Origin of the sequence: Saccharopolyspora hirsuta (assembly GCF_008630535.1) — a bacterium.
GTDB classification, from domain to species: Bacteria; Actinomycetota; Actinomycetes; order Mycobacteriales; family Pseudonocardiaceae; genus Saccharopolyspora; species Saccharopolyspora hirsuta.
The window spans coordinates 171,687-194,509 of record NZ_VWPH01000010.1; the positions used below are offsets into that span (position 1 = coordinate 171,687).

General features: G+C 72.8%; 19 protein-coding genes. 5 read left to right on the plus strand and 14 right to left on the minus strand.

Features of this window, described 5'->3' with window-relative positions; all coding sequences use genetic code 11:
• Positions 1 to 5 precede the first annotated feature (5 nt).
• Positions 6 to 1,262: an aminotransferase class V-fold PLP-dependent enzyme gene (locus F1721_RS22450; RefSeq protein ID WP_211840569.1), complete on the minus strand. Its 1,257-nt coding sequence runs from the start codon at positions 1,260 to 1,262 to the stop codon at positions 6 to 8.
• A gap of 221 nt (positions 1,263 to 1,483) precedes the next feature.
• Complete coding sequence (locus F1721_RS22455) at positions 1,484 to 2,119, minus strand: response regulator (protein WP_150068721.1); 636 nt, start codon at positions 2,117 to 2,119, stop codon at positions 1,484 to 1,486.
• Between the two features lie 89 nt (positions 2,120 to 2,208).
• On the opposite strand from F1721_RS22455, the gene F1721_RS22460 reads away from it, so the two are divergent.
• Positions 2,209 to 3,147 (plus strand): ABC transporter ATP-binding protein, encoded by a 939-nt coding sequence (locus F1721_RS22460; RefSeq protein WP_150068722.1) that lies wholly within the window; start codon positions 2,209 to 2,211, stop codon positions 3,145 to 3,147.
• The gene (locus F1721_RS22465) at positions 3,144 to 3,956 is read left to right on the plus strand and encodes an ABC transporter permease (RefSeq protein ID WP_170301569.1); all 813 of its coding nucleotides are present in this window, start codon (positions 3,144 to 3,146) and stop codon (positions 3,954 to 3,956) included. The genes F1721_RS22460 and F1721_RS22465 overlap by 4 nt, the downstream gene beginning before the upstream one ends.
• Before the next feature lie 4 nt (positions 3,957 to 3,960).
• Here the strand turns inward: F1721_RS22465 and F1721_RS22470 are convergent, their stop codons facing one another.
• The 6 genes from F1721_RS22470 to F1721_RS22495 are packed head-to-tail and all read right to left on the minus strand — an operon-like array spanning position 3,961 to position 10,781.
• Positions 3,961 to 5,349, minus strand: coding sequence for an alkaline phosphatase family protein (locus F1721_RS22470; RefSeq protein WP_150068724.1), 1,389 nt, complete (start codon positions 5,347 to 5,349; stop codon positions 3,961 to 3,963).
• Positions 5,346 to 6,461, minus strand: a complete 1,116-nt coding sequence (eboE, locus tag F1721_RS22475) for a metabolite traffic protein EboE (RefSeq protein WP_150068821.1) — start codon at positions 6,459 to 6,461, stop codon at positions 5,346 to 5,348. The genes F1721_RS22470 and eboE overlap by 4 nt, the downstream gene beginning before the upstream one ends.
• A 5-nt stretch (positions 6,462 to 6,466) precedes the next feature.
• On the minus strand, positions 6,467 to 7,363 hold the full coding sequence (locus F1721_RS22480) for a TatD family hydrolase (protein WP_150068725.1): 897 nt from the start codon (positions 7,361 to 7,363) through the stop codon (positions 6,467 to 6,469).
• A gap of 15 nt (positions 7,364 to 7,378) precedes the next feature.
• Entirely contained in the window at positions 7,379 to 8,800 is a 1,422-nt protein-coding gene (locus tag F1721_RS22485) for an EboA domain-containing protein (protein WP_150068726.1), read from the minus strand.
• A complete protein-coding gene (locus F1721_RS22490) occupies positions 8,797 to 9,639 on the minus strand; it encodes an SCO3242 family prenyltransferase (RefSeq protein WP_150068727.1) in 843 nt (280 codons plus the stop codon). Before F1721_RS22490 ends, F1721_RS22485 begins: the two co-directional genes overlap by 4 nt.
• Positions 9,636 to 10,781: an inositol-3-phosphate synthase gene (locus F1721_RS22495; RefSeq protein WP_246155258.1), complete on the minus strand. Its 1,146-nt coding sequence runs from the start codon at positions 10,779 to 10,781 to the stop codon at positions 9,636 to 9,638. The genes F1721_RS22490 and F1721_RS22495 overlap by 4 nt, the downstream gene beginning before the upstream one ends.
• 496 nt (positions 10,782 to 11,277) lie before the next feature.
• Here F1721_RS22495 and F1721_RS22500 point away from each other — a divergent pair, with 496 nt between their 5' ends.
• The 3 genes from F1721_RS22500 to F1721_RS22510 are packed head-to-tail and all read left to right on the plus strand — an operon-like array spanning position 11,278 to position 13,952.
• Positions 11,278 to 12,159: an ArsR/SmtB family transcription factor gene (locus tag F1721_RS22500; RefSeq protein ID WP_150068729.1), complete on the plus strand. Its 882-nt coding sequence runs from the start codon at positions 11,278 to 11,280 to the stop codon at positions 12,157 to 12,159.
• A gap of 36 nt (positions 12,160 to 12,195) precedes the next feature.
• The gene (locus F1721_RS22505) at positions 12,196 to 13,152 is read left to right on the plus strand and encodes an ATP-binding cassette domain-containing protein (protein WP_246155245.1); all 957 of its coding nucleotides are present in this window, start codon (positions 12,196 to 12,198) and stop codon (positions 13,150 to 13,152) included.
• Positions 13,149 to 13,952: an ABC transporter permease gene (locus F1721_RS22510; RefSeq protein ID WP_150068730.1), complete on the plus strand. Its 804-nt coding sequence runs from the start codon at positions 13,149 to 13,151 to the stop codon at positions 13,950 to 13,952. The genes F1721_RS22505 and F1721_RS22510 overlap by 4 nt, the downstream gene beginning before the upstream one ends.
• 7 nt (positions 13,953 to 13,959) lie before the next feature.
• Here F1721_RS22510 and F1721_RS22515 read toward each other — a convergent pair whose 3' ends face one another.
• Genes F1721_RS22515 through F1721_RS22540 form a run of 6 tightly spaced genes read right to left on the minus strand, consistent with a single transcriptional unit; the run spans position 13,960 to position 22,652 of the window.
• The gene (locus tag F1721_RS22515; protein ID WP_211840570.1) at positions 13,960 to 16,731 is read right to left on the minus strand and encodes a non-ribosomal peptide synthetase; all 2,772 of its coding nucleotides are present in this window, start codon (positions 16,729 to 16,731) and stop codon (positions 13,960 to 13,962) included.
• 20 nt (positions 16,732 to 16,751) lie between these two features.
• Positions 16,752 to 17,576, minus strand: a complete 825-nt coding sequence (locus F1721_RS22520) for an SDR family oxidoreductase (RefSeq protein WP_150068731.1) — start codon at positions 17,574 to 17,576, stop codon at positions 16,752 to 16,754.
• Between the two features lie 23 nt (positions 17,577 to 17,599).
• The gene (locus tag F1721_RS22525) at positions 17,600 to 18,298 is read right to left on the minus strand and encodes a thioesterase II family protein (RefSeq protein ID WP_150068732.1); all 699 of its coding nucleotides are present in this window, start codon (positions 18,296 to 18,298) and stop codon (positions 17,600 to 17,602) included.
• 30 nt (positions 18,299 to 18,328) lie between these two features.
• Positions 18,329 to 20,278, minus strand: coding sequence for a glycosyl hydrolase family 95 catalytic domain-containing protein (locus tag F1721_RS22530; RefSeq protein WP_425474414.1), 1,950 nt, complete (start codon positions 20,276 to 20,278; stop codon positions 18,329 to 18,331).
• Complete coding sequence (locus F1721_RS22535; RefSeq protein ID WP_150068734.1) at positions 20,278 to 21,480, minus strand: nucleotide disphospho-sugar-binding domain-containing protein; 1,203 nt, start codon at positions 21,478 to 21,480, stop codon at positions 20,278 to 20,280. The genes F1721_RS22530 and F1721_RS22535 overlap by 1 nt, the downstream gene beginning before the upstream one ends.
• The gene (locus tag F1721_RS22540; RefSeq protein ID WP_150068735.1) at positions 21,477 to 22,652 is read right to left on the minus strand and encodes a nucleotide disphospho-sugar-binding domain-containing protein; all 1,176 of its coding nucleotides are present in this window, start codon (positions 22,650 to 22,652) and stop codon (positions 21,477 to 21,479) included. Before F1721_RS22540 ends, F1721_RS22535 begins: the two co-directional genes overlap by 4 nt.
• Positions 22,653 to 22,823 lie beyond the last annotated feature (171 nt).

A 22,823-nucleotide genomic window follows, 5' to 3' on the forward strand; every position in this document is an offset into this window, starting at 1 on the left:
GGTCGCTAGGCGATCTCGTTGAGCGCTGCGACGGCCCGGTCGACCTCCTCGGGGAAGTGCACGATGCTCGTTCCGATGCGCGGGTACGGCCGCAGCCCCGGGGCGGTGCTGATCCGCAGGCCGCGATCGGCCAGGTGCTGCACCACCCGCTCCGCGTCCACGCCCTCGACTTCGAAGCAGGTGATACCGGCCGACATCGCGGGATCCTGCGGAGTGTGCAGGACGACCTTCTCGACACCGCGGAGCCCGTCCTTGAGCTGCTGGCTCAGCTGCGTGATGCGCTCGGCTGCGGCTGCCCGGCCGATCCGCTGGTGGAAGTCCACCGCGACCGGCATCGCGAACAGGTGGTCGAACTGGATGAACGTGCCCGGCGTCAGGTTGGCGATGGTGTCCTCGCGGAACACCGGCACGATGGTCGGGCGCACGTGCGGCCAGGCGTCCCGCGGGCTCCAGATCAGGCCGGTGCCGCGCGGCCCGAGGAACCACTTGTGCGTGCCCGCGACGACGAAATCCGCGCCCAGCGACGGCAGGTCCGCGTCCACGGCGGCCAGGCCCTGCACCGCGTCGACGACCAGCAGGCAGCGGTCCTCCTCCGCGCGCCCCGAGTTCGCCTCCGCGACCACGGCGGCGAGCTCCGCGACCGGCATCCGCACCCCGGTGGTCGACTGCACCCAGGTGACGCCGACCGCGCGGGTCTCCGGCCGGATCTCCGCCCGCAACCGGGAGGCGATCTCGTCCACCGTCGCGTTCGCCGAGTTCTCGTAGAGCTTGCCCATCCGGGTCGTCACACCGTGCTTCTCCCCGGCCAGCACCGCCGAGCCGACGTGCGCCACGTGGTCCTGCTCGGTGAGCAGGAACTCCTGCCCCGGCTTCACCTTCAGTCCGTTGTAGACGAAACCGAGCCCGGTCGTCGTGTTGTGGGTCAGCGCGAACTCGTCCGGTGCACCGCCCAGGAACCCGGCCAGCGCGGTCCGCACCCGCTCGTAACCGGTCGGCCCGTCCGGCAGCTCCAGGCCGTAGACGTCCATCGGGTTGGCGTCCAGCTGCGCGCCGAGGTGCTCGATGGCCTCCCGCAGCACGCGCGGGTGCGAGGTCAGGAAGAAGGCGCTGAAGTTCACCACGGACGGGTCCAGGCGGAACTGCTCGCGCACCGCCCGCCAGTCGACCTCCCCGTTCGCCGCGGTGAACTTCGGCGGCCGCGCGACCGCGCTCGCCGCTGCGGGCGCCCCGATGCCCAGGGCCGCGGCCGCACCAGCTCCCACCAGGAATCCACGTCGATCAAACCCGCTCATCCGCCCGAGCTCCCCACCGATCGCCGAACCGGCCCGAACCCGCTGGTACCACGCCGAAAACCGTCGGCGCGCGCCTGGATCCCGCCTGCGGCGAAGCGGTTCGGGCAACGAGGGAACACACGCTAACAGCGCGCCGCAGCCCCGTCACGCGACTTAAGAGGAGCGCGAAAAACCCTGCAAGGACGGTGAAATCAAGCCAGTCCCGCGTCGTGCACCAGGATGGCCGCCTGCACCCGGTTGGTCAGGTCGAGCTTCGCCAGCGACCTGCTCACGTGCGCTTTCACGGTGGTCTCGCTCATCGACAGCTCGCGACCGATCTCCGCGTTGGACAGGCCGCGCGCCACGCAGAGCACGACTTCGCGCTCCCGCGCGGTCAGCACCTCCAGGCGCGCCCGCGCCGCCGGTTTGATGTCGGCGAACCTGCTGATCAACCTCTTGGTGACGGTGGGTGCGAGCATCGCGTTGCCGGCCGCGGCGGTCCGCACCGCAGCGACCAGTTCGTGCGGCTGGGCGTCTTTCAGCAGGAAACCCACCGCCCCCGCCTTGAGCGCGCTGTGCACGTAGTCGTCCAGGTCGAAGGTGGTGAGCATAACGATCCGCGGCGGCGAAGGCTGCGCGCCGATCTCCGCCGCGGCCGAGATCCCGTCCAGCACCGGCATCCGCACGTCCAGCAGCACGACGTCCGGGCGGTGGCGCAGCACGGCCTCCACCGCCTCCCGGCCGTCCGCCGCCTCGCCGACCACCTCGATGTCGTCAGCGGGTTGCAGGATCATCCGCAAACCCGTGCGCACCAACGTTTCGTCGTCGACCACCAGTACTCGGATCACGCAGCCCCTCCGACGGCTGGAAGTGTGGCGCGACCGACTATACTGCCGGGCAATCAACGCCGTAGCCGCCCACGCGACGAGGTGAGCGATTGATCAGCCTCCGGCACCTGACCAAGCAGTACGGCACCACCACCGCGGTCAACGACCTCAGCCTGGACATCGCCGCCGGGAAGGTGACCGGGTTCCTCGGCCCCAACGGGGCCGGGAAGTCGACGACGATGCGCATGATCATGGGCCTGGACCGCCCCACCTCCGGCGAGGCGCGCATCAACGGCAAGCACTACGCCGAACTGCCCTACCCGCTGCGCGAGGTCGGTGCCCTGCTCGACGCCCGCGCGGTGCACCCGCGGCGATCGGCGCACGCACACCTGCTGTCCTTGGCCCGCAGCAACGGGATTCCGCGCGGCCGGGTCGACCAGGTGCTCGACGAGGTAGGCCTGACCGCCGTTGCCGGGCGGCACGCGGGGACCTTCTCGCTCGGCATGGGTCAGCGCCTCGGCATCGCCGCCGCGCTGCTCGGCGATCCGCACACGGTGATCTTCGACGAGCCGGTGAACGGGCTGGACCCCGACGGCGTGCGCTGGGTGCGCTCGCTGGCGCGGTCGCTGGCCGCGGAGGGGCGGACGGTGTTCGTCTCCAGCCACCTGATGAGCGAGATGCAGCTGACCGCTGACCACCTGGTCATCATCGGTCGCGGTGAGCTCATCGCGGACGCCGCCGTCGACGAGGTCATCGAGCGCAGCTCGACCCGGTGCGTCGTGGTGCGCAGCCCCGAACCGTCCGCCCTGGCGTCGCTGCGCGATCGCCTGGCCGACAGCGGTTTCCGCGCGGATGCCGACGGCGACGGGCTCCGGGTGCTGGACGCCAGCCCCGAGCAGGTCGGCGACCTCGCCCACGAGCTGGGCGTCCGGTTGCACGAGCTGCGCGACGAGACCCCGTCCCTGGAGGAGGCGTACCTGCGGTTGAGCTCCAGCAGCGTGGAGTACAGCGGTGCCGTGCCCGCCGACCAATCCCGGGAGGGAGCGTGACCGTGCCCACCTCGACCTCGCAAGCCCCGCCACCGCGAACGGGCAAGCTGGGCGGTGCCGTCGCCTCGGAGTGGACGAAGTTGCGGTCGGTGCGCTCCACCTGGATCTGCCTGGCCGGGGCGGCCGCGCTGGCCGCCGCCTACTCGCTCATCATGGCCGCCTCGGCGCGGTCCCTGCAGTCGGCCGGTGGCCCGAACACCGCGATCACCTCGGCGCTCGACAACGCCACCACCGGGGTCCTGTTCGTCGCCGACATCGCCGTCGTCACGCTGGCCGCGATGGTCATCACCACCGAGTACGCCACCCGCACCATCCTGCCCACCCTGCAGGCCGTACCGCTGCGCCGCCGGGTGCTGCTGGCGAAGTCCCTGGTGCTGCTGCCGATCCTGTTCGTCAGCGGGGTGCTGCTCACCGGAATCGGGGTCGCGGCGGGCTCGGTGGTGCTGGGCGAGTTCGCCGATCCGCTGGAACCGGCGGGCGTGCTGGGCCGGGCGGTGGCGGTCGGCGCTTATCTGGCGCTCAGCGGTGTTCTGGTCGTCGGGCTCGGCGCGGTGGTCCGGCACGTCGCGGGCACCATCGCGGTGTCGATCGTGGTGGTCTTCGGCGTGCCGATGATGCTGCAGGTCACCTCGATCCCGCTGCTGGTGTCGGCGGCCGAGCTCTTCCCCGGACCCGCTGGCATGGTGCTGGCGGGGGTCGCGGACTTCAACGCCTACGGTCCGCTGACCGCGCTGCTCGTACTGATCGGTTGGGCCGTCGCGGGCTACGCCATCGGGTTCGCGGCACTGCGCGCCCGCGACGCCCTGTGAGGCATCAGCCCTCGAACCCCTGCAGGCGCAGCAACAACTTCGCGACCTCCGTGGCGGACACCCGCCCGCTACGCTCGACGTGCGCCGGGATCTCCGGCTCCGAGCACAGCAGGACCGGCCCGTCCGCCGCCGAGTCCGGCAGCCGCCCGTGCGAACCGCGCACCCAGCTGGCATCGGTGGGCACCACGTCCATCGCGTAGCGCAGGCCCAGCTTCTTGCGCGCCAACCCGCACAGGGCGCGGGCCTTGGCCCACCGGTCCGCCGGGTCGAAGAACAGCTCCGCCGGGTCGTAGCCCGGTTTTCGGTGGATCTCCACGCCCCGCGCGAAGTCCGGTCGGCGCGCCTCGTCCGTCCAGTAGTAGTAGGTGAACCAGGAGTCGGGGTCGGCGACCGCGACCAGCTCCCCGGCCCGCGGGTGGTCGAGCCCGTACCGCTGCTGGCTGGCGCGGTCGAGGACCTCGTCGACCCCGGGCAGCGAGCAGACCAGCGACCGGACCCGCTCCAGATCCGCCTCGTCGGCCACGTAGACGTGCGCCACCTGGTGGTCGGCGACCGCGAACGCGCGCGAGGTCCACGGGTCCAGGTACTCCATGCCAGCCTGGCAGTAGACCTCCAGGAACCCTTCGGCGCGCAGCGCGCGGTTGACGTCGACCGGGCGGTGGACCGGCGCGATGCCGTACTCGCTCAGCGCCACGACCGCGGCACCCGCTTCCCGCGCATCCCGCAGCAGCGGGGCGACCTCGGCGTCCACCGCGCGGGCCGCCCGCACGGCCTGCGGTGACTCCGGCCCGCACCGCTGCAGGTCGTAGTCGAGGTGCGGCAGGTACACCAGGAGCAGGTCCGGGGCGTGCCGGGTGAGCACGTGCCGGGCGGCGGAGGCGATCCACCGGGTGGAGTCGATCGAGGCGGTGGGGCCCCAGTAGTGGAACAGCGGGAAGTCCCCGAAGCGGTCGGTGAGCTCGTCGTGCAGCGCCGGTGGGCGCGTGTAGCAGTCGGGGGACTTGCGCCCGTCGGCGTGGTACACCGGCCGCGGGGTCACCGTGAGGTCGGTCGTGGCGCCCATCGCGTACCACCAGCAGAGGTTCGCCGCGGTGTAGGACGGTTTCGCCGCTCGGGCGGTCTCCCACAGCTTCTCCCCCGCCACCAGCTTGTTGTGCTGGCGCCACAGGTGCACCTCGCCGAGCTCCCGGAAGTACCAGCCGTTGCCGACGATCCCGTGCTGGGCGGGCATCAGCCCGGTGAGGAAGGTCGATTGCGCGCTGCAGGTGACCGCGGGCAGCACGGTGCCGAGCTCGGCCCGCCAGCCCCGGTCGGCCAGCGCCGCCAGGTTGGGCATGTGCTGCAGCAGTCCCGGGGTCATGCCCACGACGTCCAGCACCACCAGCTGCTTCACCGGGCACCTCCGATGTGCATCGCCAGCGCGTTGTCGCGCACCCAGCTCAGCTCGGCCGCGATCCCGCGCACCAGGTCCTGGCGGTGCCGGTTCGGCAGCACCGACCAGGTGTAGGTCTCGACCTCCCGGTGCGGCGGGCGGTCCGGGAAGACTCGGTCGACCTCGGCCAACGCCCGCCGGGTCACCTCGGTGGTCGTGGCCAGCGGGCCTTCCGGCACCAGGTGCAGCGGCACGTGGACGTGCACCCGCCACGGGCCCCGCCTCGGCAAATCCGGTGCGGGCAGGTCATCGGCGAACCGCACCCGGTCCGCACCCAGCTCCCGGACCTGGTGGAGGTAGCGGGCCTCGGCGAACTCGGCCAGCGCCGCCCCGGCGGCCGGATCGGCGGGGTCGGCGACGTGCAGGGCCGCCGAGATCTGCACCTTGAACACGCGCAGCCCGGCCTCGGCGATCCCGGACACGGCCCGCTCCGGCTCGGCGAACCCGACCGCGAGGTGGCAGGTGTCCAGGCACAGCCCGACCAGGTCCGGGTCGACCCGGGCGCGCAACCACCGGGTGGTGTCGGGCAGTTCGTCGAGCACGCAGCCCGGTTCCGGCTCCACCGCGAGGCGGATCGGCCGCCCCGTCCGGTCGCGCAGGTCGGCCAGGAACTCCTGGGCATCTTCGAACGCGGCCGTCGCGCGGTCGTCGTCGACCGCCGTCCAGCCGGTGCGCCAGCCCAGCGGCAGCGTGGAAATGCTGCCGAACTCCACGTCGTCATCCAGCAGCCCGCTCAGCACGACGGCGCAGTCCTCGGTGTACCGCAGGCGTGCGGGCTCGGCCCACGTCGGCCGGTACACCGAGTGCTTGACCACCTCGTCGTGGAAACCGCGGTGCGGGAAGGCGTTGAGGCTCAGCACGGACAGGCCGCGCGCGAGCAGCTCGGCGCGCAGCGACTTCACCGCGGCAGGGTCCTCGGCCAGTTCCCGGGCGAGGTCGGCGGCCAGCCACAGGCCGAGCCCCAGCCGGTCCGCGCCCAGCCGTTCGCGCACGGGCACCGCGTACCGGTCGAACTGGGCCAGCACCCCGCGCAGGTCCTCGGCCGGGTGGACGTTGGTGCAGTAGGACAGCAGCTCGGTCATCGCGCCGCTCCCCGGCCGGTCGGCTGCGCGGCGGGCCCGCCATCGCGCAGCACCGAGTTGCCGGCGAACTCCTCGGCGCCCCAGTCGGCCCCGGGCAGCTCGTCCAGCACGAGCCGACCGCTGGCACCGTAGAAGGCCACCGGGTTGCGCCAGCACACCTTGTCCACTTCGGACTCGTCGAAACCGGCGTCGAGCATGGCGCGGGCTGCCCGCCAGGTGCGCAGCGGGTCGGAGCGGCCCCAGTCGGCGGCGGAGTTGATCACCATCCGGTCGGTGCCGTACTCCTGCAGCAGCACCACCATCCGGTCGACGTCCATCTTGGTGTCCGGGTACAGCGAGAAGCCCATCCAGCAACCGGAATCGGCGACCTCGGCCACGGTGATTTCGTTGAGGTGGTCGACGAGCACGTGTTCCGGCGCGATGCCGGACTCGCGCACCACGTCCAGGCTGCGCCGGGTGCCGCGGGCCTTGTCCCGGTGCGGGGTGTGCACCAGGGCGGGCAGCTCGTGCTCGACCGCCAGCGACAGCTGCGCGGCGAACGCCTCGTCCTCCGCAGGCGTCATCGAGTCGTAGCCGATCTCGCCGACGGCCACCACCCCGTCCTTGGCGAGGTAGCGCGGCAGCAGGCCGAGCACCGGTGTGCACCGCGGATCGTTGGCCTCCTTGGGGTTGAGCGCGATCGTGCAGTGGTGCCGCACGCCGAACTGGGCGGCGCGGAACCGCTCCCAGCCGAGCAGGCCGTCGAAGTAGTCGGTGAAGGAGGCGACGCCGGTGCGCGGCTGGCCCAGCCAGAACGCGGGCTCGACCACCGCGCGGATGCCCGCCGCGCGCATCGCCTCGTAGTCGTCGGTGGTCCGGGAGGTCATGTGGATGTGGGGTTCGAAGATTCGCACGTCGCCTCGTCTCGTTCAGGCACCGGTGGTCGCGGCCGGGAACCGGTGGACGTCGGCGGGCACCGAGCGCCCGGCCGCCCGGCGCTCGGTGGCGTAGTCGGCCACCATTCGCGCCAGCTCGGCGTCGCTGCGGCGCTCCAGGTCCGCCACGGCCTCCAGCGGGACTCCGAGGAACAGGCACTTCAGCACGCCGTGCCGCCAGCTGTGCTGGTCGAGCTCCGCGGCGGCCGGGCCGGACAGCGCTGCGACCACCAGCCGGGGGTCGTTGCTGCGCAGCGCGGATTCGAGCAGCTGCCGGGTCGCTCCGGCGATTCCGGGCAGGGCGGACAGCCCGCGCAGCACCCCACGCCGCTCCGCGCCGTCGCCGAAGTCGTGGAGGTCGACCACTTCCGCGGCAAGGTCGTCCGGCCGCGCTTCGGCGAGCACGGCCAGCAGCCGGGTGCGGGCGTGGTCGTCGGTCGTTCCGTGCACCAGCCCCGAGGGGTCCACCTCCGGGCGCAACGGGCCGCGCCCGACGTGCCGGCCGGCGGCCGGGAACAACGAGCGGATCGCGGTGGGGTCGGCGCCGATCCGCTCTTCCGCCGCGCGCACCCACGGGTGGGCGGCCACCGCGGCGGCGCGCAGCGCGCTCATCGAGCGGTCCGCGACAGCCGGTGCCGCGTGGCTGTGCCGGGGCAGTTCGACCGCGGCCACCCCGGTGTAGCCGATCTCGGTCAGGGTCGCCAGGGTCGCGACCAGGTCGACCTCCCCGGCGCCGAACTCCAGGTGCTCGTGCACACCGGTGCGCATGTCGTCGAGCTGCACGTTGACCAGGTGCGGGGCCGACCGCCGCAGGCAGCTGGCGATGTCGTCGGACTCCACCGCCACGACGTGCCCGACGTCGAGGGTGATGCCCAGTCGGTCCGGTTCACCGAGCTCGCTGCGCAAGCGGAACAGGTCGTCCAGCCGTTCCACGAACATCCCGGGCTCCGGTTCGAACCCCAGCCGCACCCGCCGCCGGTCCGCCTCCTCCAGCACCTCGGCGACGCCGTGCACCAGCCGGTGCCACGCCGTCTCGGGGGTCACCCCGGGCGGTCGCGCGCCGGACCAGAACGACGTGCACTCCGCCCCGAGGTCACCGGCGATGCGCACCGCACGGGTGAGCAGTTCCAGCCGCGGTCCCGGTTCGTCGCACAGCAGCGTCGGGTGGTGCTTGCGCCGCGGGTCCAGCAGGTACCGCGCGCCGGTCTCCACCACGCAGCGCAGCCCCAGGTCGGACAGCTTGGCGGCCACCCGGTCCACCTGCGCGGCCAGGTCCCGCGCGAACGGGTCGAGGTGCGGGTGGTCCAGCGTCATCGCCACCGCGGTGTAGCCGAGTTCGGCGATCACCTCCAGCGCGTCCGGCAACCGGTGGTCGGCGAACCCGTTCGTGCCGTAGCCGAGCGCGTACCCGCTCATGTCACCGGCACCTTCTTCCCGAACCGGGACGCCAGGCCCTGCAGCGCGGCGACCGCCGCGGCGAGCTTGGGCGCCCCGGATCGCGCGATCAGCGCGCTCTGCAACGCGATCGTGCCGTGGATCCCGGCCGCGGTCGCGGCGCGGAACGCCTCTGCCGTCGGGGTCGCGAGCGCGGCTGCCTGCCGAGCGCCCACGTTGAGCGCGTAGCCGACGGCCGCGAAGGTCGCAGCCGGGTTGCGCCTGCGACCGGTCGTCACCGCCCCGGTCACCGCAGCGGTGAGACCGAGCGTTGCGGCGGCGGTCCCGCGCCCTGCACCGCGCACCTCCCCGGCCGACCCGATCGTCACGCTGCAGGCGTGCGCGGCGACGAGTCCCGCCGTGCCCCGGGCGGCGTGCTTGTTCGGCCCGTTCGCGCCGAGCAGCACGTCGAGTCCGCGACAGGCCGCCATCCCCAGCGGCGCCAGCGGGGTCGACCGCAGCACCAGGTCGTAGGTCCAGATGCACCCGGCCAGCGTGGCCGCCGCGGGCAGGGCGGACCGGCCGCCGCCCGCCGCAGCCAGCGCCAGGCCCGCGGCGGTCAGCCCGGCTCCGGCGGCGAGCGCCCGGTTCGGTGCGATCTCCCCGGCCGGGATGGGGCGCTCCGGGCGTTCCACGGCGTCGAGGTCGCGGTCCGCCCAGTCGTTGAGCGCCATGCCCGCCCAGTAGAAGGCCGCGGAGGACAGCGGGAGCAGAATCGTGCGCGGTCGCCACGGGGCACCGGACGCGGCGGCCCCGGCGATGGCGTCGCCGAGCACCGTCAGCGCGGCCGGTGCGCGGACCAGCCGGAGCCAGCGGTTCATCGCCGTCCCCCGAGTTCCGCGGCCCAGTCGACGAGCATCCGGGCTTGTTCGGCGAGCCGGTGCTCCGCGCACCCGATCGGGTTCTTGAAGAAGAACGCCAGTTCCGCCTGCGGTCCCGTGCGGCCGGCCGCCTGCGCTGCCGCGAGCAACCGCGCCAGGTCCAGCACCAGCGGCGCGGCCAGCGAGGAGTCGTAGCCGTGCCAGGTCAGTTGCAGAGTCATCTCCGCACCGAGGAAACCCCGGAACAGCACGTGGTCCCAGGCCACCTTGCGCTCGCCGAGCTCCGGGACGTTGTCGATGTGCAGCGGGCTGGACACCGCGTCGCCCAGCAGCTCGGCCAGACCGCGCTGCTTGGAGTCCAGCTTTCCCGCTGCCCGTTCGGGATCGCCGAGGTTCGCACCGTCGCCGCCCCCCAACAGGTTCGTGCCCGCCCAGGAGCGCACCTCCAGCGCGCGGCTGGTGAACACCGGAGCCAGCGCGGTGCGCAGCAGCGTCTGCCCGGTTTTGCCGTCAGCGCCCGCGTAGGGCACTGCGGAGTGCTCCGCCCACTGCGCCAGCGCGGGCAGCTGGATTCCCGGCGACGGCGTGAAGTCCGCGTACGCCGCGCCTGCGGTCAGCGCGGCGGCGGCGTTGACCGAGCTCGGCGGCAGCACCTCCCGCCCGGGCTGGTGCAAGGCGGCCCGCAGCGCGTCCAGGTCCTCATGCTCGGGCAGCAGCGGCACGGGTTTCTCCGTGCTGGCCACGTTGATCACCACGACGTGCGACAACCCGTTGCGCAGCTGGAAATCGCGCACGTCGGTGGCCAGCCGCTCGATCGCGGCGGCCTGGGTGCGGTCGTCGCGCACCGCGCTGTACCCGGGGCGGATCTCCGCCTCCACCGCGCGCAGCCCCGGCTCGACCGCGGTCAGCACGTGGGGCGGGAGCACTCCTTCGTCGGCCAACCGCGCGGCCCGCTTCGCCAGCGGGACGTCGACGACGTCGTGCCCGCCGAGCTCGATCTCACCCCAGTCGGGCACCGGCGCTGTGGGAAACTCGGGGGTCTCGGTCACGCACCCCACCGGGCGCACCAAGCCGGCGCGCAGCGCGAGCAGCCCGCACACCGCCGTGGTCGCCACCGAACCTCGGGCCCCGGTCAACCACAGGCCCACCCGTACCGAAGGCAAATGCCCCCCTCTCGCGTTCCCCGCCCCAGGAATACGCCTGCGCGCAGTGCGCATTTCCCCGCAACTCCGCCGCGACAATGGCGGCGCGACCCGGCGGGCACTTCCGCCAAAACGAGAACGGGGCCGACACTAACCGCCGCCCCCGGACCGCGGCAATATCCGCCAGAAAAACTCGCCAGTAAATTGCGGCACCGACTGGAGACGAGAGACGAATGGACCACGCACTACTCCACTAGCACCACACCAAGTGGCGCTCATGCTGGCTCTTACCAGCAGATTTCATCTTACCTTAAAATGGTTGCACCACCGGATGGATGATGATGATACTCTCCCCTGCAGCTGATCATCGGATTGCGATCGGAACCGCTCTACCTATACGAACAGCATGATCCACCGACAATCGAATGACAGGCTGGGGGGGCCAGTGCTACGGATTCAGTTCTCGGACCGGGACTTAACGCGAATCCGGATGTTGGTGCCAACTTCTCCGGTTCCGGAAACACTCCTGGCCGCCCGGTTGCTCTGGCGCCGCCGGGGCGGTGCCCGGTTCAACCCGTGGCGCCACTACGTACGCGGGCAACTGGGCCCGCGCGCCCACTCGCTGACCAGCGCGGTCCAGTCCGTGCGGATCACCGCCGAACTGTTCACCAGCTCCTCGCAGGGCCTGGACGAGGAGCTGCTGGGCCGCGTGTGCGGCCCGGAAGAGATCGCCGCCGTCCAGCAGTTCGGCCGCGTGGCGACCATCCCGCCCTGGCGGCGCATCCGCACCTTCCTGGAGGCCGAGCGCTCCTCCCGCTGCCAGGACCTGCTCGCCGGTGGCCTCGAGGGCATGCTGAGCTCGCTGCACCAGAGCATGGCCTGGAACCCGCCGAACCTGGAGATCGCCGGCCACCCGGGCGGGCGGATCATCCTGGACTCGTCCGGACTGCTCATCGTCCCGTCGCTGTTCCTCGTCGACCAGCCCACGTTGTTCTTCGGCCACCGCGCGACGCCGTCCTTCGACCGCGTCGGCCCGGACACGCCACCGGTGCTGACCTACCCGGTGCCGATCAACTCGGCGTCCGCCAAGCTGCTGTGGAGCATCTCCAACCACAGCAAGAAGAACCTGGGGGCCCTGGTCGGCGCCACCCGCGCGGAGGCGTTGCACTCGCTGGTCGACTCCTCCAGCACCGGCGAGCTGGGACAGCGCCTGGGGATCTCGGCTGCGGCCGCCAGCCAGCACACCACGGTCTTGCGCAACGCCGGGCTGATCACCACCCGCCGCGGCCGCAACACCGTCTCGCACTCGCTCACCCGGCTCGGGCTGGCACTGCTCAACGGGGACACCTTCGACGAAACCCCGCCCCAGGCCAGCTAGTCCCGACCTCCGCCCACGCCAACCCCAGGGGATCCCTTGCCGCAGCACATGATCGAAGCGGAGCACGTCAGCAAGCGCTACGGGGCGGTCACCGCGCTCGACGACGTCAGCCTCCAGGTCCCGGCCGGTTCGGTGCTCGGCCTGCTCGGTCACAACGGGGCCGGCAAGAGCACCCTGGTGCACATCCTCAGCACGCTGCTGCCCGCCTCGGGCGGGACCGCGCGGATCGCCGGGTACGACGTGGTCCGGCAGGGCCACCAGGTGCGCCAGCGCATCGGCCTGGCCGGGCAGTTCGCCTCCGTCGACGAGCAACTATCCGGTTGGGACAACCTGGTGCTGGTCGCCCGGCTGCTCGGCGCGCGCAAGAGCGATGCCCGCCGCCGCGCCGACGAACTCCTGGAGCTGTTCCAGCTCACCGCAGCGGCGCACCGCCCGGCGCACGGCTATTCGGGCGGGATGCGGCGCCGACTCGACCTGTGCGCGTGCCTGGTCGGGCATCCCGACGTGCTCTTCCTGGACGAGCCGACCACCGGGTTGGACCCGGCCAGCCGGGTGGGGCTGTGGCAGATGGTGGAGACACTCGTCCGCGAGGGCACCACGGTGCTGCTGACCACCCAGTACCTCCAGGAAGCGGACCGGCTCGCCGACTCCCTGGTGGTGCTCTCCGACGGCCGGGTCGCCGCGGCCGGAACCCCGGCGCAGCTCAAATCGGAGGTCGGGCAGCGCACCGCCACCGCGGTGCTGGCCGATCCGGCCGACGAGCACCGCGCTGTGCGGGCCCTGCGCGACGCCGGGCTCACCCCGACCTACGACCCGCAGCAGCACCGGATCAGCGCCGCGGTGGTCGCATCGCGGGAACTGGCCGCGGTGGTGCGGATCCTGGACGAGGCGCAGGTCGAGGTGGCCGAGCTCGGGCTCGGCGAACCCACCCTCGACGACGTCTACCTCGCCACCGCCGTGCAGCCGCCGAACGTCGAGGAGCGCACCCGATGACCGCCGAGCCGGACCTGCCGCACCGCCGCTGGCGCGGCGCCGCCTTCCCCGCCCAGGTCTTCCTGCTGGCGCAGCGATCGCTGCGCGCACTGCTGACCGACCCCCGGATCCTGGTGTTCAGCATGCTGCAGCCGCTGATCATGCTGGTGCTGTTCGGCCAGGTCTTCGGGCAGGTCATGGCCGCCCCGGCCGGGGGCAACTACATCAACTACCTGATGCCGGCGATCCTGATCACCACCAGCCTCGGCGCCGGGATCCAGTCCGGCATCGGCCTCATCGCCGACATCCGCAACGGCGTGGTGGCCCGGCTGCGCGCGCTGCCGGTCAACCCGAGCTCCGTCCTGTTCGGACGCAGCGTGGCCGACCTGGCTCGCAGCGCCTTCCAGCTGGTCGTGCTGCTCGTGGTGGCCTGGCTGCTGTTCGGCTTCGCCCCGGCGGGCGGCATCGTCGGCGTGCTCGGTTCGCTGCTGCTGGCGCTGCTGGTCAGCTGGGCGCTGACCTGGGTCTTCCTCGCGCTGGCCAGCTGGGTCCGCAAGGAGGAGATCATGCAGAACATCGGGTTCCTGGCGATGTTCCCGCTGATCTTCGTCTCCAGCGCGTTCGTCCCGCTGGACATGCTCCCGGACTGGCTGCGCCCGCTGGCCGTGGTCAACCCGCTGACCTACGCGGTCAACGCCTCGCGCCGGCTCGCGCTGGGGCAGCCGCTGGGGCTCGAGGTGGTGCTCGCGCTGGCCACCAGCGGTGCCCTGTGCGCGGTGTGCATCGGGCTGGCGGTGCGCGGCTACCGCAGGCCGCTGTGACCGCAGGTCAGGCCTCGGCCGCGTCGCCGATCGCCTCGGCCAGCTCCCGCACGGTGGGCCGCAGGTAGAAGTCCCGCAGCGGCAGCCGGGGCAGTCCCCGCTCGTCCATCGCGGTCGCGATCCGCACCGCCAGCAGCGAGTTCCCGCCGAGCTCGAAGAAGTCGTCGTCGACCGACACCGGTGCGTCGAAGACCTCCCGCCACACCGCCAGCATTCCCTCGGCGAGCTCGCCCACCGGCTGCCCGGTGCGCTCCCGCCCGGCGGCCGCCGTCCCGGGGCGCGGCAGCCGGTCGAGGTCCAGCTTCCCGTTCGCGGTCAGCGGCAGCTCCGGCACAGCGGTGACCGTGGCGGGCACCATGTAGTCCGGCAGCATCCGCGCGGCGCGGCGGCGGATCCCGGAGGTCTCCCCCGCCCCGGTCACCACGACGTAGGCGTCCAACCGGTCGGCGGCCGCGTCCCCGGAACTCGACCGCCCCACCACCACTGCGGCCGCGGTGACCGCGGGATCTTCCAGCAGCACCGCGCGGATCTCGTCCAGCTCGATGCGGTAACCGCGCACCTTGACCTGGTGGTCGAGCCGACCGAGGTGCTCCAGCGAGCCGTCCAGCCGGAGCCGCCCCTTGTCGCCGCTGCGGTAGGACCGCCCGCCGGTGTGCGCGTCGGCGACGAAGCGGGTCGCGGTCAGATCGGGACGGCCGTGGTAGCCCAGCGCCACCCCCGCCCCGCCGACGTGGATCTCCCCGGCCACCCCCGGTGGCACCGGCCGACCTGCGGCGTCCAGGACCTGCACCTGCCACCCCGGCAGCGCGGGGCCCACCGAGCGGGACCCGGCCAGTGCGAGTTCGCGGTCCACGGTCTGCCAGGTCACGTGAACCGTGGTCTCGGTGATCCCGTACATGTTCACCGCGCGGCAGCGGGATTCCGGGTACCGGTCGAACCACGGCAGCAGCATCCGGGCGTCGAGCGGTTCGCCGCCGAAAACGACCAGCCGGACCGCCAGCTCCCCCGGTGCGGCCCGGTCCGCGGCCAGCAGCTGGGCGAACGCCGAAGGCGTCTGGCTGAGCACGGTGACCCGCTCGGTGCCGAGCAGGTCGCGGAACTGCTCGGGGGTCCGCGACACCCAGTGCGGCACGACGACCAGGTGCCCGCCGGTGAGCAGGCAGCCCCAGATCTCCCAGACGGAGAAGTCGAAGGCCGCCGAGTGGAACTGGCTCCACACGTCGGCCGGGCCGAGCGCGAACTCCTCGCGGACCGCGCCGATCAGGCTCACCACCGAGCGGTGCGGCACCACCACGCCCTTGGGGCGGCCGGTGGACCCGGACGTGTAGATGACGTACGCGGGTGAGCCGGGCGGGACCGGATCGGCGGCCAGGTCCGAGGCAGTACCGGCCGCCCGCACCTGTTCGGGCGTGCGCAGGACCGGCCCCTCCCGCACCGGGAAGTCGGCGGCCGCCGTGACCACCACGTCCAGCTCCGCATCCGCTGCGGTGTAGCTCAGCCGGTCCGGCGGGTGCGCGGGGTCCATCGGGACGTAGGCGCCGCGCGCCTTGAGCACGCCGAGCAGGGTCACCACCAGTTCCGCGGACCGCTCCAGGCACACCCCGACGCGCTGTCCACTGCGGACTCCGAGCGCGCGCAGCCCGCGTGCGATGCGGTCGGATTCCGCGTCCAGCTCGGCGTAGGTCAGCCGGGTGCTGCCGTCCGAAACGGCCACCGCGTCGGGCTGTCGTGCGGCGATCTCCGCGAACGCCCCGGTCATGCTGCGGTTGTCGGCCGGGGCGGCGCCCTGGTCCGGTCGGCCGAGCGCGAGCAGCTGTGCGATCTCGGCGTCGTCGAGCAGCTCCACCGCACCGACCGGTGTCGACGGTGCCGCGACGACCTGCTGGTGCACCCGGTCGAGGTGTCGCGCGAACCGCTCGACCACCGCCGCCGCCGCGCTCGCCGTCCGGTAGTCGCAGCGCACGCACGGCGCCCCCGAGGCGTCTCGGGCGATCGAGACCGTGACCGGGAACGGCGGCGCAAGGCACGGGCGGGCCATCGCGGGGGCGAACGAGCCGTCCGCCACGTCGTCGAGCAGGATGCCCGCGCCCGTGGTGATCGCACCGGCCCCGGTCGGCTGGGACGTCCACTTGCGACACCCGTCCACCACGTCCTGCAGGCTGCCCGCACCGAGCAGATCGGCGGCCGGGAGCGGCACGATCTGGCCGGAACCCGGTGGCAGCACCGGGAACACCGGTGGTTCCGGTTCGCAGCGCGCCAGCACCACGGCGAACGCGGCGAGCCAGGTCCCCGCGTCACCGACAGCACCGGAGATCGGGTGCTCGCAGCTCGCCACCGGCGCACCGGCGCGTTCGTCCGGCAAGCCCCACTCCACGGGCTCCTGCGCCGGAAGGCGCATCGCCCCGGGAAGCCGGTTCGGCGAAGGTGAATTCGCCGGCGCCTCGGTGAGCAGGTGCGCCGCGAGCTGCCGCAGCTCGCGGCGGTCGAACCGCGACCGGTGCGCCACCAGCACGAGTTCGGCGGAGCCGTCGGCGAACTCCAGCAGCACCGGGCGCAGCCCGGCGCTCTCGGCGACCGGCCGGGCCAGCTCGGCCTCGCGCCAGCGGTCCGCCGCGGGACCGCTGGACGCGGTCGGCGGGTGCTCGACCCACAACCGGGCCTCGATGCCCGCTGCGGCCAGCCTGTCGCGGAGGACATCGGCGAGGACGGGTTCGCCGAACCGGACGCACACCGAGTGGCACCGGGCGCGGAGGGCGTCCGGGACGGGAGCTGCGGACACGGTCTGGTTCCTCCTCGGGCTCAGCGAGCGGTGAATCCGCCGTCGACGGTCAGCACGGTGCCGGTGACCTGGCGCGCGTCGTCCGAGGCGAGGTACACCGCGGCGGCGGCGACGTCCTCGGCCGCGAGCAGCTCGTTCGTCGGCTGCGCCTGGACGAAGGTGGTCTCGTGGTCGGATACCGCGACGTCGAGCGAGCGGGCGATCTCGGCGAGCATCCGCCCCTCCAGCTTCGGGTCGTCGCGGACCGAACCCGGGCACACCGCGTTGACCCGCACCTTCACCGGCGCGTAGTCCAGCGCCGCGGACCTGGTCAGGCCGATCAGCCCGTGCTTGGCCGCGGTGTAGCCGGCGAAGTGCCGGTAGCCGACGAGCCCGGCCGTGGAGCTGATGTTGATCACGCTGCCGGACCGCTGCCGCACCATCGCCGGGCCGAACGCGCGGAGCACCCGCCAGGCACCGGACAGGTCCACGTCGAGCATCAGCTGCCACTCCGCCTCGGTGACCTCGTGCACGGGCTTCCCGGACGGCGCGGCGATGCCCGCGTTGTTGACCACCGCGTCGACCTGGCCGAACCGGTCGAAGGCCTGCTCGGCCAACGCATGGACGGCAGCGCCGTCCCGGACGTCGACCTGGGCGGTCGTGGTCGCGACCCCGCTGTCCCGGCACAGCCGGGCGGTGTGCGCCAGCTGGCTCGCCGAGCCGAGCGGGTAGGGCACCCCGGGCAGATCCGCGCACACGTCGGCGAGCACGAGCGAAGCACCCTCGCGCGCGAAGGCCAGGGCGCACGCCCGCCCGATGCCGCGCGCCGCACCGGTGATCACCGCGACCTTGCCGGACAACCGCATCCCGAACTCCCCGCGCCGCCCGCTCACCCGCGGACCGCGTTGCGGATCAGGTCCAGCAGCCGGTCCACCGAGTCGGTCAGGTACATGTGCCCGCCGGGCAGCTCCACCAGGTCGAACTCGCGGGCGGTGGCCTTCGACCACTCCCCGGCCCGCTCGGTGTCGACCAGCTCGTCGTCGCGGCCGCGGAGGGAGGTGATCGGCGCCGGCAGCGGGGCCTGCGCGCTCGGCTCGTAGTTCTCGTGCATCTCCACGTCCGCCCGCAGCGTCGGCAGGATCAGCTCCCGCATCTCCGGGAACCGCAGCGCCGCGTGGTCGTAGCCGGCGAACTCCTGGACCCGGGCCAGGAACTCGTCGTCGGGCAGCCCGGTCGCGCGGCGGCTCCGCTTCGTCCACGGGCCCGGGGAGCCGCTGACGAACAGCCTCTGCAGCGACGTCCCCGGCGCGGTGGCCAGTCGTTGGGCGAGCTCGAAGGCCAGCACCGCCCCGAGGCTGTGGCCGAAGAGCACCACCGGTTCCGAACCAGCGCGCTCCAGCGCCTCCGGGAGCAGCGCCTCGACGGCCTGCGCGACGTCCCGGAACGCCGGCTCGCCGATCCGGCGCTCGCGGCCGGGCAGCTGCAGCGGCGCGATCTGCAGGTCGGTGCCGGCGCGGTCCTCCCACGGCCGGAAGTGCGCCGCGCCAGCACCGGCGAACGGCAGGCACAGCACAGTGGTTCGCGACATCGTTGTTCCCCTCACCGTCGGTGCGTGGCCTCAGGCCGACGCGGTCCTGGTCCTGTCTGGCAGTCCCCACCGGTGGCCATCGCCGTCGGCGGGAACGTCGCGGGGTTCCGGATCGCCGTGGAAGTCCCGTGCGGCGACGACGACTTCCGCACCGTCGCGCGGGTGCAGCTCGACCACCCCCCGGCCGGGATGCCGCACCGGCACGGGACGTCCCCGCCCGTCGTGGACGCGGAGCGCGCCGGGGATCGAGTGGCGCAGCAGCACCGGCCGTCCGGTGCCCCCGCGGACCCGGACCCACCGCGTGCACCCGTCGGCGCGGTCGGCGTCGACCACCAGCCCGCCGGGCAGGCGCAGCGAGGCCACCGAGGCGTCGCGCCAGTCACCGGGTGCGGCGGGGAACAGCGCCACCTGAGCGCCGTCGGCGCGCACGAGCATGTCCAGCAGCGCGCCGCTGGCCGCGGCGCCGACCTCCTGGTCGGCGGCCCGACCCGACCGGTAGAGCGTGTTCGCGAGCACCTCGGTGTCGGCTGCGACACCTCCGGTGAGGAAGCTGCGGAGGTGGTCCCGGGCTTCGTGCGGATCACCGATCAGCGCGGACATCGACGCGGCCGAGACGTGCGAATGCCCTTGCCAGGCCTCGCGCATTGCCGTCCAGTGCGCCAGGCTGCGCACCGCCACGTCGCGGCTCACCACGGCATCGCCCTCCGCAAGCGGGTGCAGCCACACCAGGTGCGACGGGTGCGGGTGGGAGGTGTGCAGCGGGGTTCCGGCGCCGACCAGCACACCGGATGCGCCGGTGTGGTACCGAACCAGGCGTTCCAGCAGGTCCGCCCATTCCGCGTGCCGCGGGTCGGTCAGCTGCAGGTGCTCGTCGGCCTGCAGCAGCCGCCGGGTGGCCCAGCGCAGCAGGGCGAGGTCGTGCGTGCTGTCGGCGACGTCCGCGTACGCCGGGGAGTGGGTGACCGGCAGGTGCAGCATCCCGTCGGCGCCCTCGACCAGGTGCTGCCGGTAGTAGGCCACCGCGCGCCGCAGCGCCGGGCGCACCGACTCGCGCAGGAGCTCGTCGTCGCCGAGGTGCTGCCAGGCCGACCACGCCGCTGGGATGTCGCGCGCCACCACCAGGTTCTGCGCGCGGCCGCCCTTGGACCCCACCCCCGGCAGCGGGACCGGCGCGTCGGACCGCCCCACCGCGAGGCCGAGATCGGCGTGATCGGTCCTGGTGAGCAGTTCGTGCGTGCGCCCGTCGGCCCGGTGCCCGCGGCGGGTGGTGGACGCCGCCAGGTAGAGCTGGGCGAGGTGGAAGCGCTGCACCGTCTTGTCCGGTACCGAGGTGAACCCGCGCCCGTGGAAGTCGTGCCACCACCGGCGGTGCTCGGCGACGAGCTCGTCGAGGTCGGTCGCGAGGACCGCGTCGCGGTCCTCGGGGGTCCCCGCGACCGCGACCAGCCGGTGCGTGCCCGTCCGCCGTTCCCGCCAGCACAACTCGCCGCCGGTGCCGTCCACCCACCCCGCGGCGTCCTCGCCCGCGCTTGTGGCCACCGACACGAGGACCGCGCCGCGGGTCCGCTCGGCCAGCACGCCGAGCTGCACGCTGCCCCGGGTGGTGGTGAGGTTCCCGGTGAGCTCGCCGTTCCACAGGTCCAGGTCCCACCGCAGGTCGGTAGGCGTGCCCGCGAGGACCAGGTCGAGGGAGCCGACCACCTGGTGCCAGCGGCCTCGCCCGTCGCTGAAGGCGAAGGACAGCCCCCTGCCATCGGCCGACCGGTGCACGTGGGCGGTCAGCGTCCCGTTGCCCAGCAGCGGCGCGGTGCGCCAGTCCTCCGGCAACGATCGCCACACCAGACCCGCGTCGCGCACCGCCGCTTCCCGCGCGCCCGGTGCCGCCGCAGCTGCGGGCGAGCGCAGCGGCCAGCCGCCGACCGACGACACCGCACCTGCCACGACCGCGCTCTGCAGGAGCGTTCTCCTCCGCAGCTCCATCACCGCGCACCCCTGACGGCGCGGATCGCACCACTGGTCGCGACCTCCTCCAGCGCGTCGGCCGCCGCAGCAGGTCCGCCGGTGGCGCGCGCTCGTTCGGACAGCGCCCGCAGCGCGGTGTGCACGCGTTCGTCGCCGACGACCCGCGTCACCGCACCCCGGATGTCCGCGACGCCGGCATCCGGGCTCAGGACCTCGCCGACACCGAGCTCGGACAGCCGCCGGGCGGTCGTGATCTGGTCCCCGGCCGAGGGCACCACGACCATCGGGATCCGCAGGGCGAGTCCTTCCAAGGCCGAGTTCATGCCACCGTGGGTGATGAACGCCGAACAATGCTCCAGCACCGCCGACTGCGGAACATACCGACGCGCCACCACGTTCTCCGGCAACTCTCCCAGCTCAGCCGGATCCGTGTGCGACGTCGCCATCACCACGAACCACTCCGAACCCCCGAACGCCCACGCCACCTTCCGGAAGAACTCGGCGTCGCGGGTGAAGACCGTGCCCGCCGAGACGTACAGGGTCCGGCCGGAGCGAATCCGCTCCCACGGCAGATCCACCTCGTGAAACTCCTGAAACTCCCCCGAATCCCGCCGCAACGGCCCCACGAACCGGAACCGCCCGTCGAACGACCACCGCATCGGCTGCAACTCCGGCAACACGTTCACCAACGCCAGCGGTGCGTCCGCGCCGGGCATCCGCAGCGCGGGATGCCACCGCAGCAGGCCGAGGGCGCTGATCAACCCCGCGACCGCAGGCCCGAACCTCCGGCGGGTGTCCGCAGCCACCACTTCCGCGTTCAGCGCATACGTCACGTTGAGCACCGCGTACGGCGTTCCGGCGAGCTCGGCCGAGAGCACTCCGATCCCGAGCACGTAGTCCACCAGCACCGCGTCCGGTCGCCACCTGGGCCAGGAGCGGGCGATCCGCGCGAGCAGCTGCCTGCGGCGCTGGCGGGCCCGGCGCAGTCCGCTCAGCGCGCCCGCGAACCGGGCGAGCCCACCGCGCAGCTGGACCGACGCGTTGCTCACCCCGGCCTCGAACTCCTCGACGGTGCAGCCGATCTGGCGGAACTGCGCGGCGAAACCAGGGGTGGTGGCCACCAGCACGTCCTCGCCGCGGGCCAGCAGTTCGGCGGCGATCGCGACCATCGGCCGGACGTGGCCGTGCTGCGGGTACGGCATGAGCAGGTAGCGCGTCATCGGTCCGCCGCCAGCTTCCGAAGCTCCTCGACCGCGGTGGCCAGGCCGTTGGCCTGCGCGACGCGGCCGGACAGCTGCTCCAGCGCGGCGGCCACCTCGTCGGCGGCGGCCACGCGGTCCACCGCTTCGCGGAAGGCCCTGCCGGGCGAGCCCGCCTCGACGATCACCCCCGCTCCCAGCTCGGCAACCCGCCGGGCGATACCGCGCTGGTCGTAGGCCCTCGGGACGAGCACCATCGGGATGCGCAGGGCGAGTCCCTCCAAGGCCGAGTTCATGCCACCGTGGGTGATGAACGCCGAACAATGCTCCAGCACCGCCGACTGCGGAACATACCGACGCGCCACCACGTTCTCCGGCAACTCTCCCAGCTCAGCCGGATCCGTGTGCGACGTCGCCATCACCACGAACCACTCCGAACCCCCGAACGCCCACGCCACCTTCCGGAAGAACTCCGCACCGCGGGTGAACAGGGTTCCGGTGGACACGTACAGGGTCCGGCCGGAGCGAATCCGCTCCCACGGCAGATCCACCTCGTGAAACTCCTGAAACTCCCCCGAATCCCGCCGCAACGGCCCCACGAACCGGAACCGCCCGTCGAACGACCACCGCATCGGCTGCAACTCCGGCAACACGTTCACCAACGCCAGCGCGGCGTTGCGCGTCACCCGCCGGCGCAGGCCGGGTTGGATGCGGGCGATGCCCGAGCGGCGCGCGAGCTCCATCACCCGCGGTCCGAACTTGCGGTTGACGTCCTCCAGCAGGATCCGCTCGCTGAGCGCGTAGGTGACGTAGAACGACACGAACGGGACCCCGGCCGCTTCCGCGGCCTTGATGCCCCAGATCGACATGATGTCGGTGACCACCACGTCCGGCCGCAACCGCGGCCAGGCCGCGCGCAGTTCCCCGGTCACCCGGAACCGCTCGCGCACGATGTCCCAGATCCGGCCGAAACCGCCGAGCTTGTGCGCCACCGTGGGGTTCTCCGGGACAGGACCGCGTTCCATGATGTCGAACTCGGCCACCTCGCACCCCACGTCGCGGAAAGGTCCGGCGAACGACGGGTTGATCGCGACCACGACCTCTTCCCCGTGCTCCACCAGTTCCGCGGCCAGCGCCACCATCGGGTGCACGTGACCGTGCAGCGGCAGCGGAACGAGCAGGTATCTGGCCACTGGTGAACCTCCCGAAACAGCGGGACCGACAGAATCCGCCTCATCCGGGGCGGTCGTGCGCCGACTTCTCGTCCTCGGTGGACGGTGCGCGAACCATCCACCCGGGTGTGACCGGTTTCCCCCGCGCCGCAGACTAACACCGCCGCGGGGCCGTCGTCGCCAACGTTAAGC

Coding starts and splice junctions, on each gene's coding strand:
- F1721_RS22490 (WP_150068727.1), bottom strand. CDS start 9,639: ATGAACCGCTGGCTCCGGCTGGTCCGCGCACCGGCCGCGCTGACGGTG.
- F1721_RS22485 (WP_150068726.1), bottom strand. CDS start 8,800: ATGAGCGGGTACGCGCTCGGCTACGGCACGAACGGGTTCGCCGACCAC.
- F1721_RS22510 (WP_150068730.1), top strand. CDS start 13,149: ATGACCGCCGAGCCGGACCTGCCGCACCGCCGCTGGCGCGGCGCCGCC.
- F1721_RS22535 (WP_150068734.1), bottom strand. CDS start 21,480: ATGACGCGCTACCTGCTCATGCCGTACCCGCAGCACGGCCACGTCCGG.
- F1721_RS22520 (WP_150068731.1), bottom strand. CDS start 17,576: ATGCGGTTGTCCGGCAAGGTCGCGGTGATCACCGGTGCGGCGCGCGGC.
- F1721_RS22525 (WP_150068732.1), bottom strand. CDS start 18,298: ATGTCGCGAACCACTGTGCTGTGCCTGCCGTTCGCCGGTGCTGGCGCG.
- F1721_RS22530 (WP_425474414.1), bottom strand. CDS start 20,278: ATGGAGCTGCGGAGGAGAACGCTCCTGCAGAGCGCGGTCGTGGCAGGT.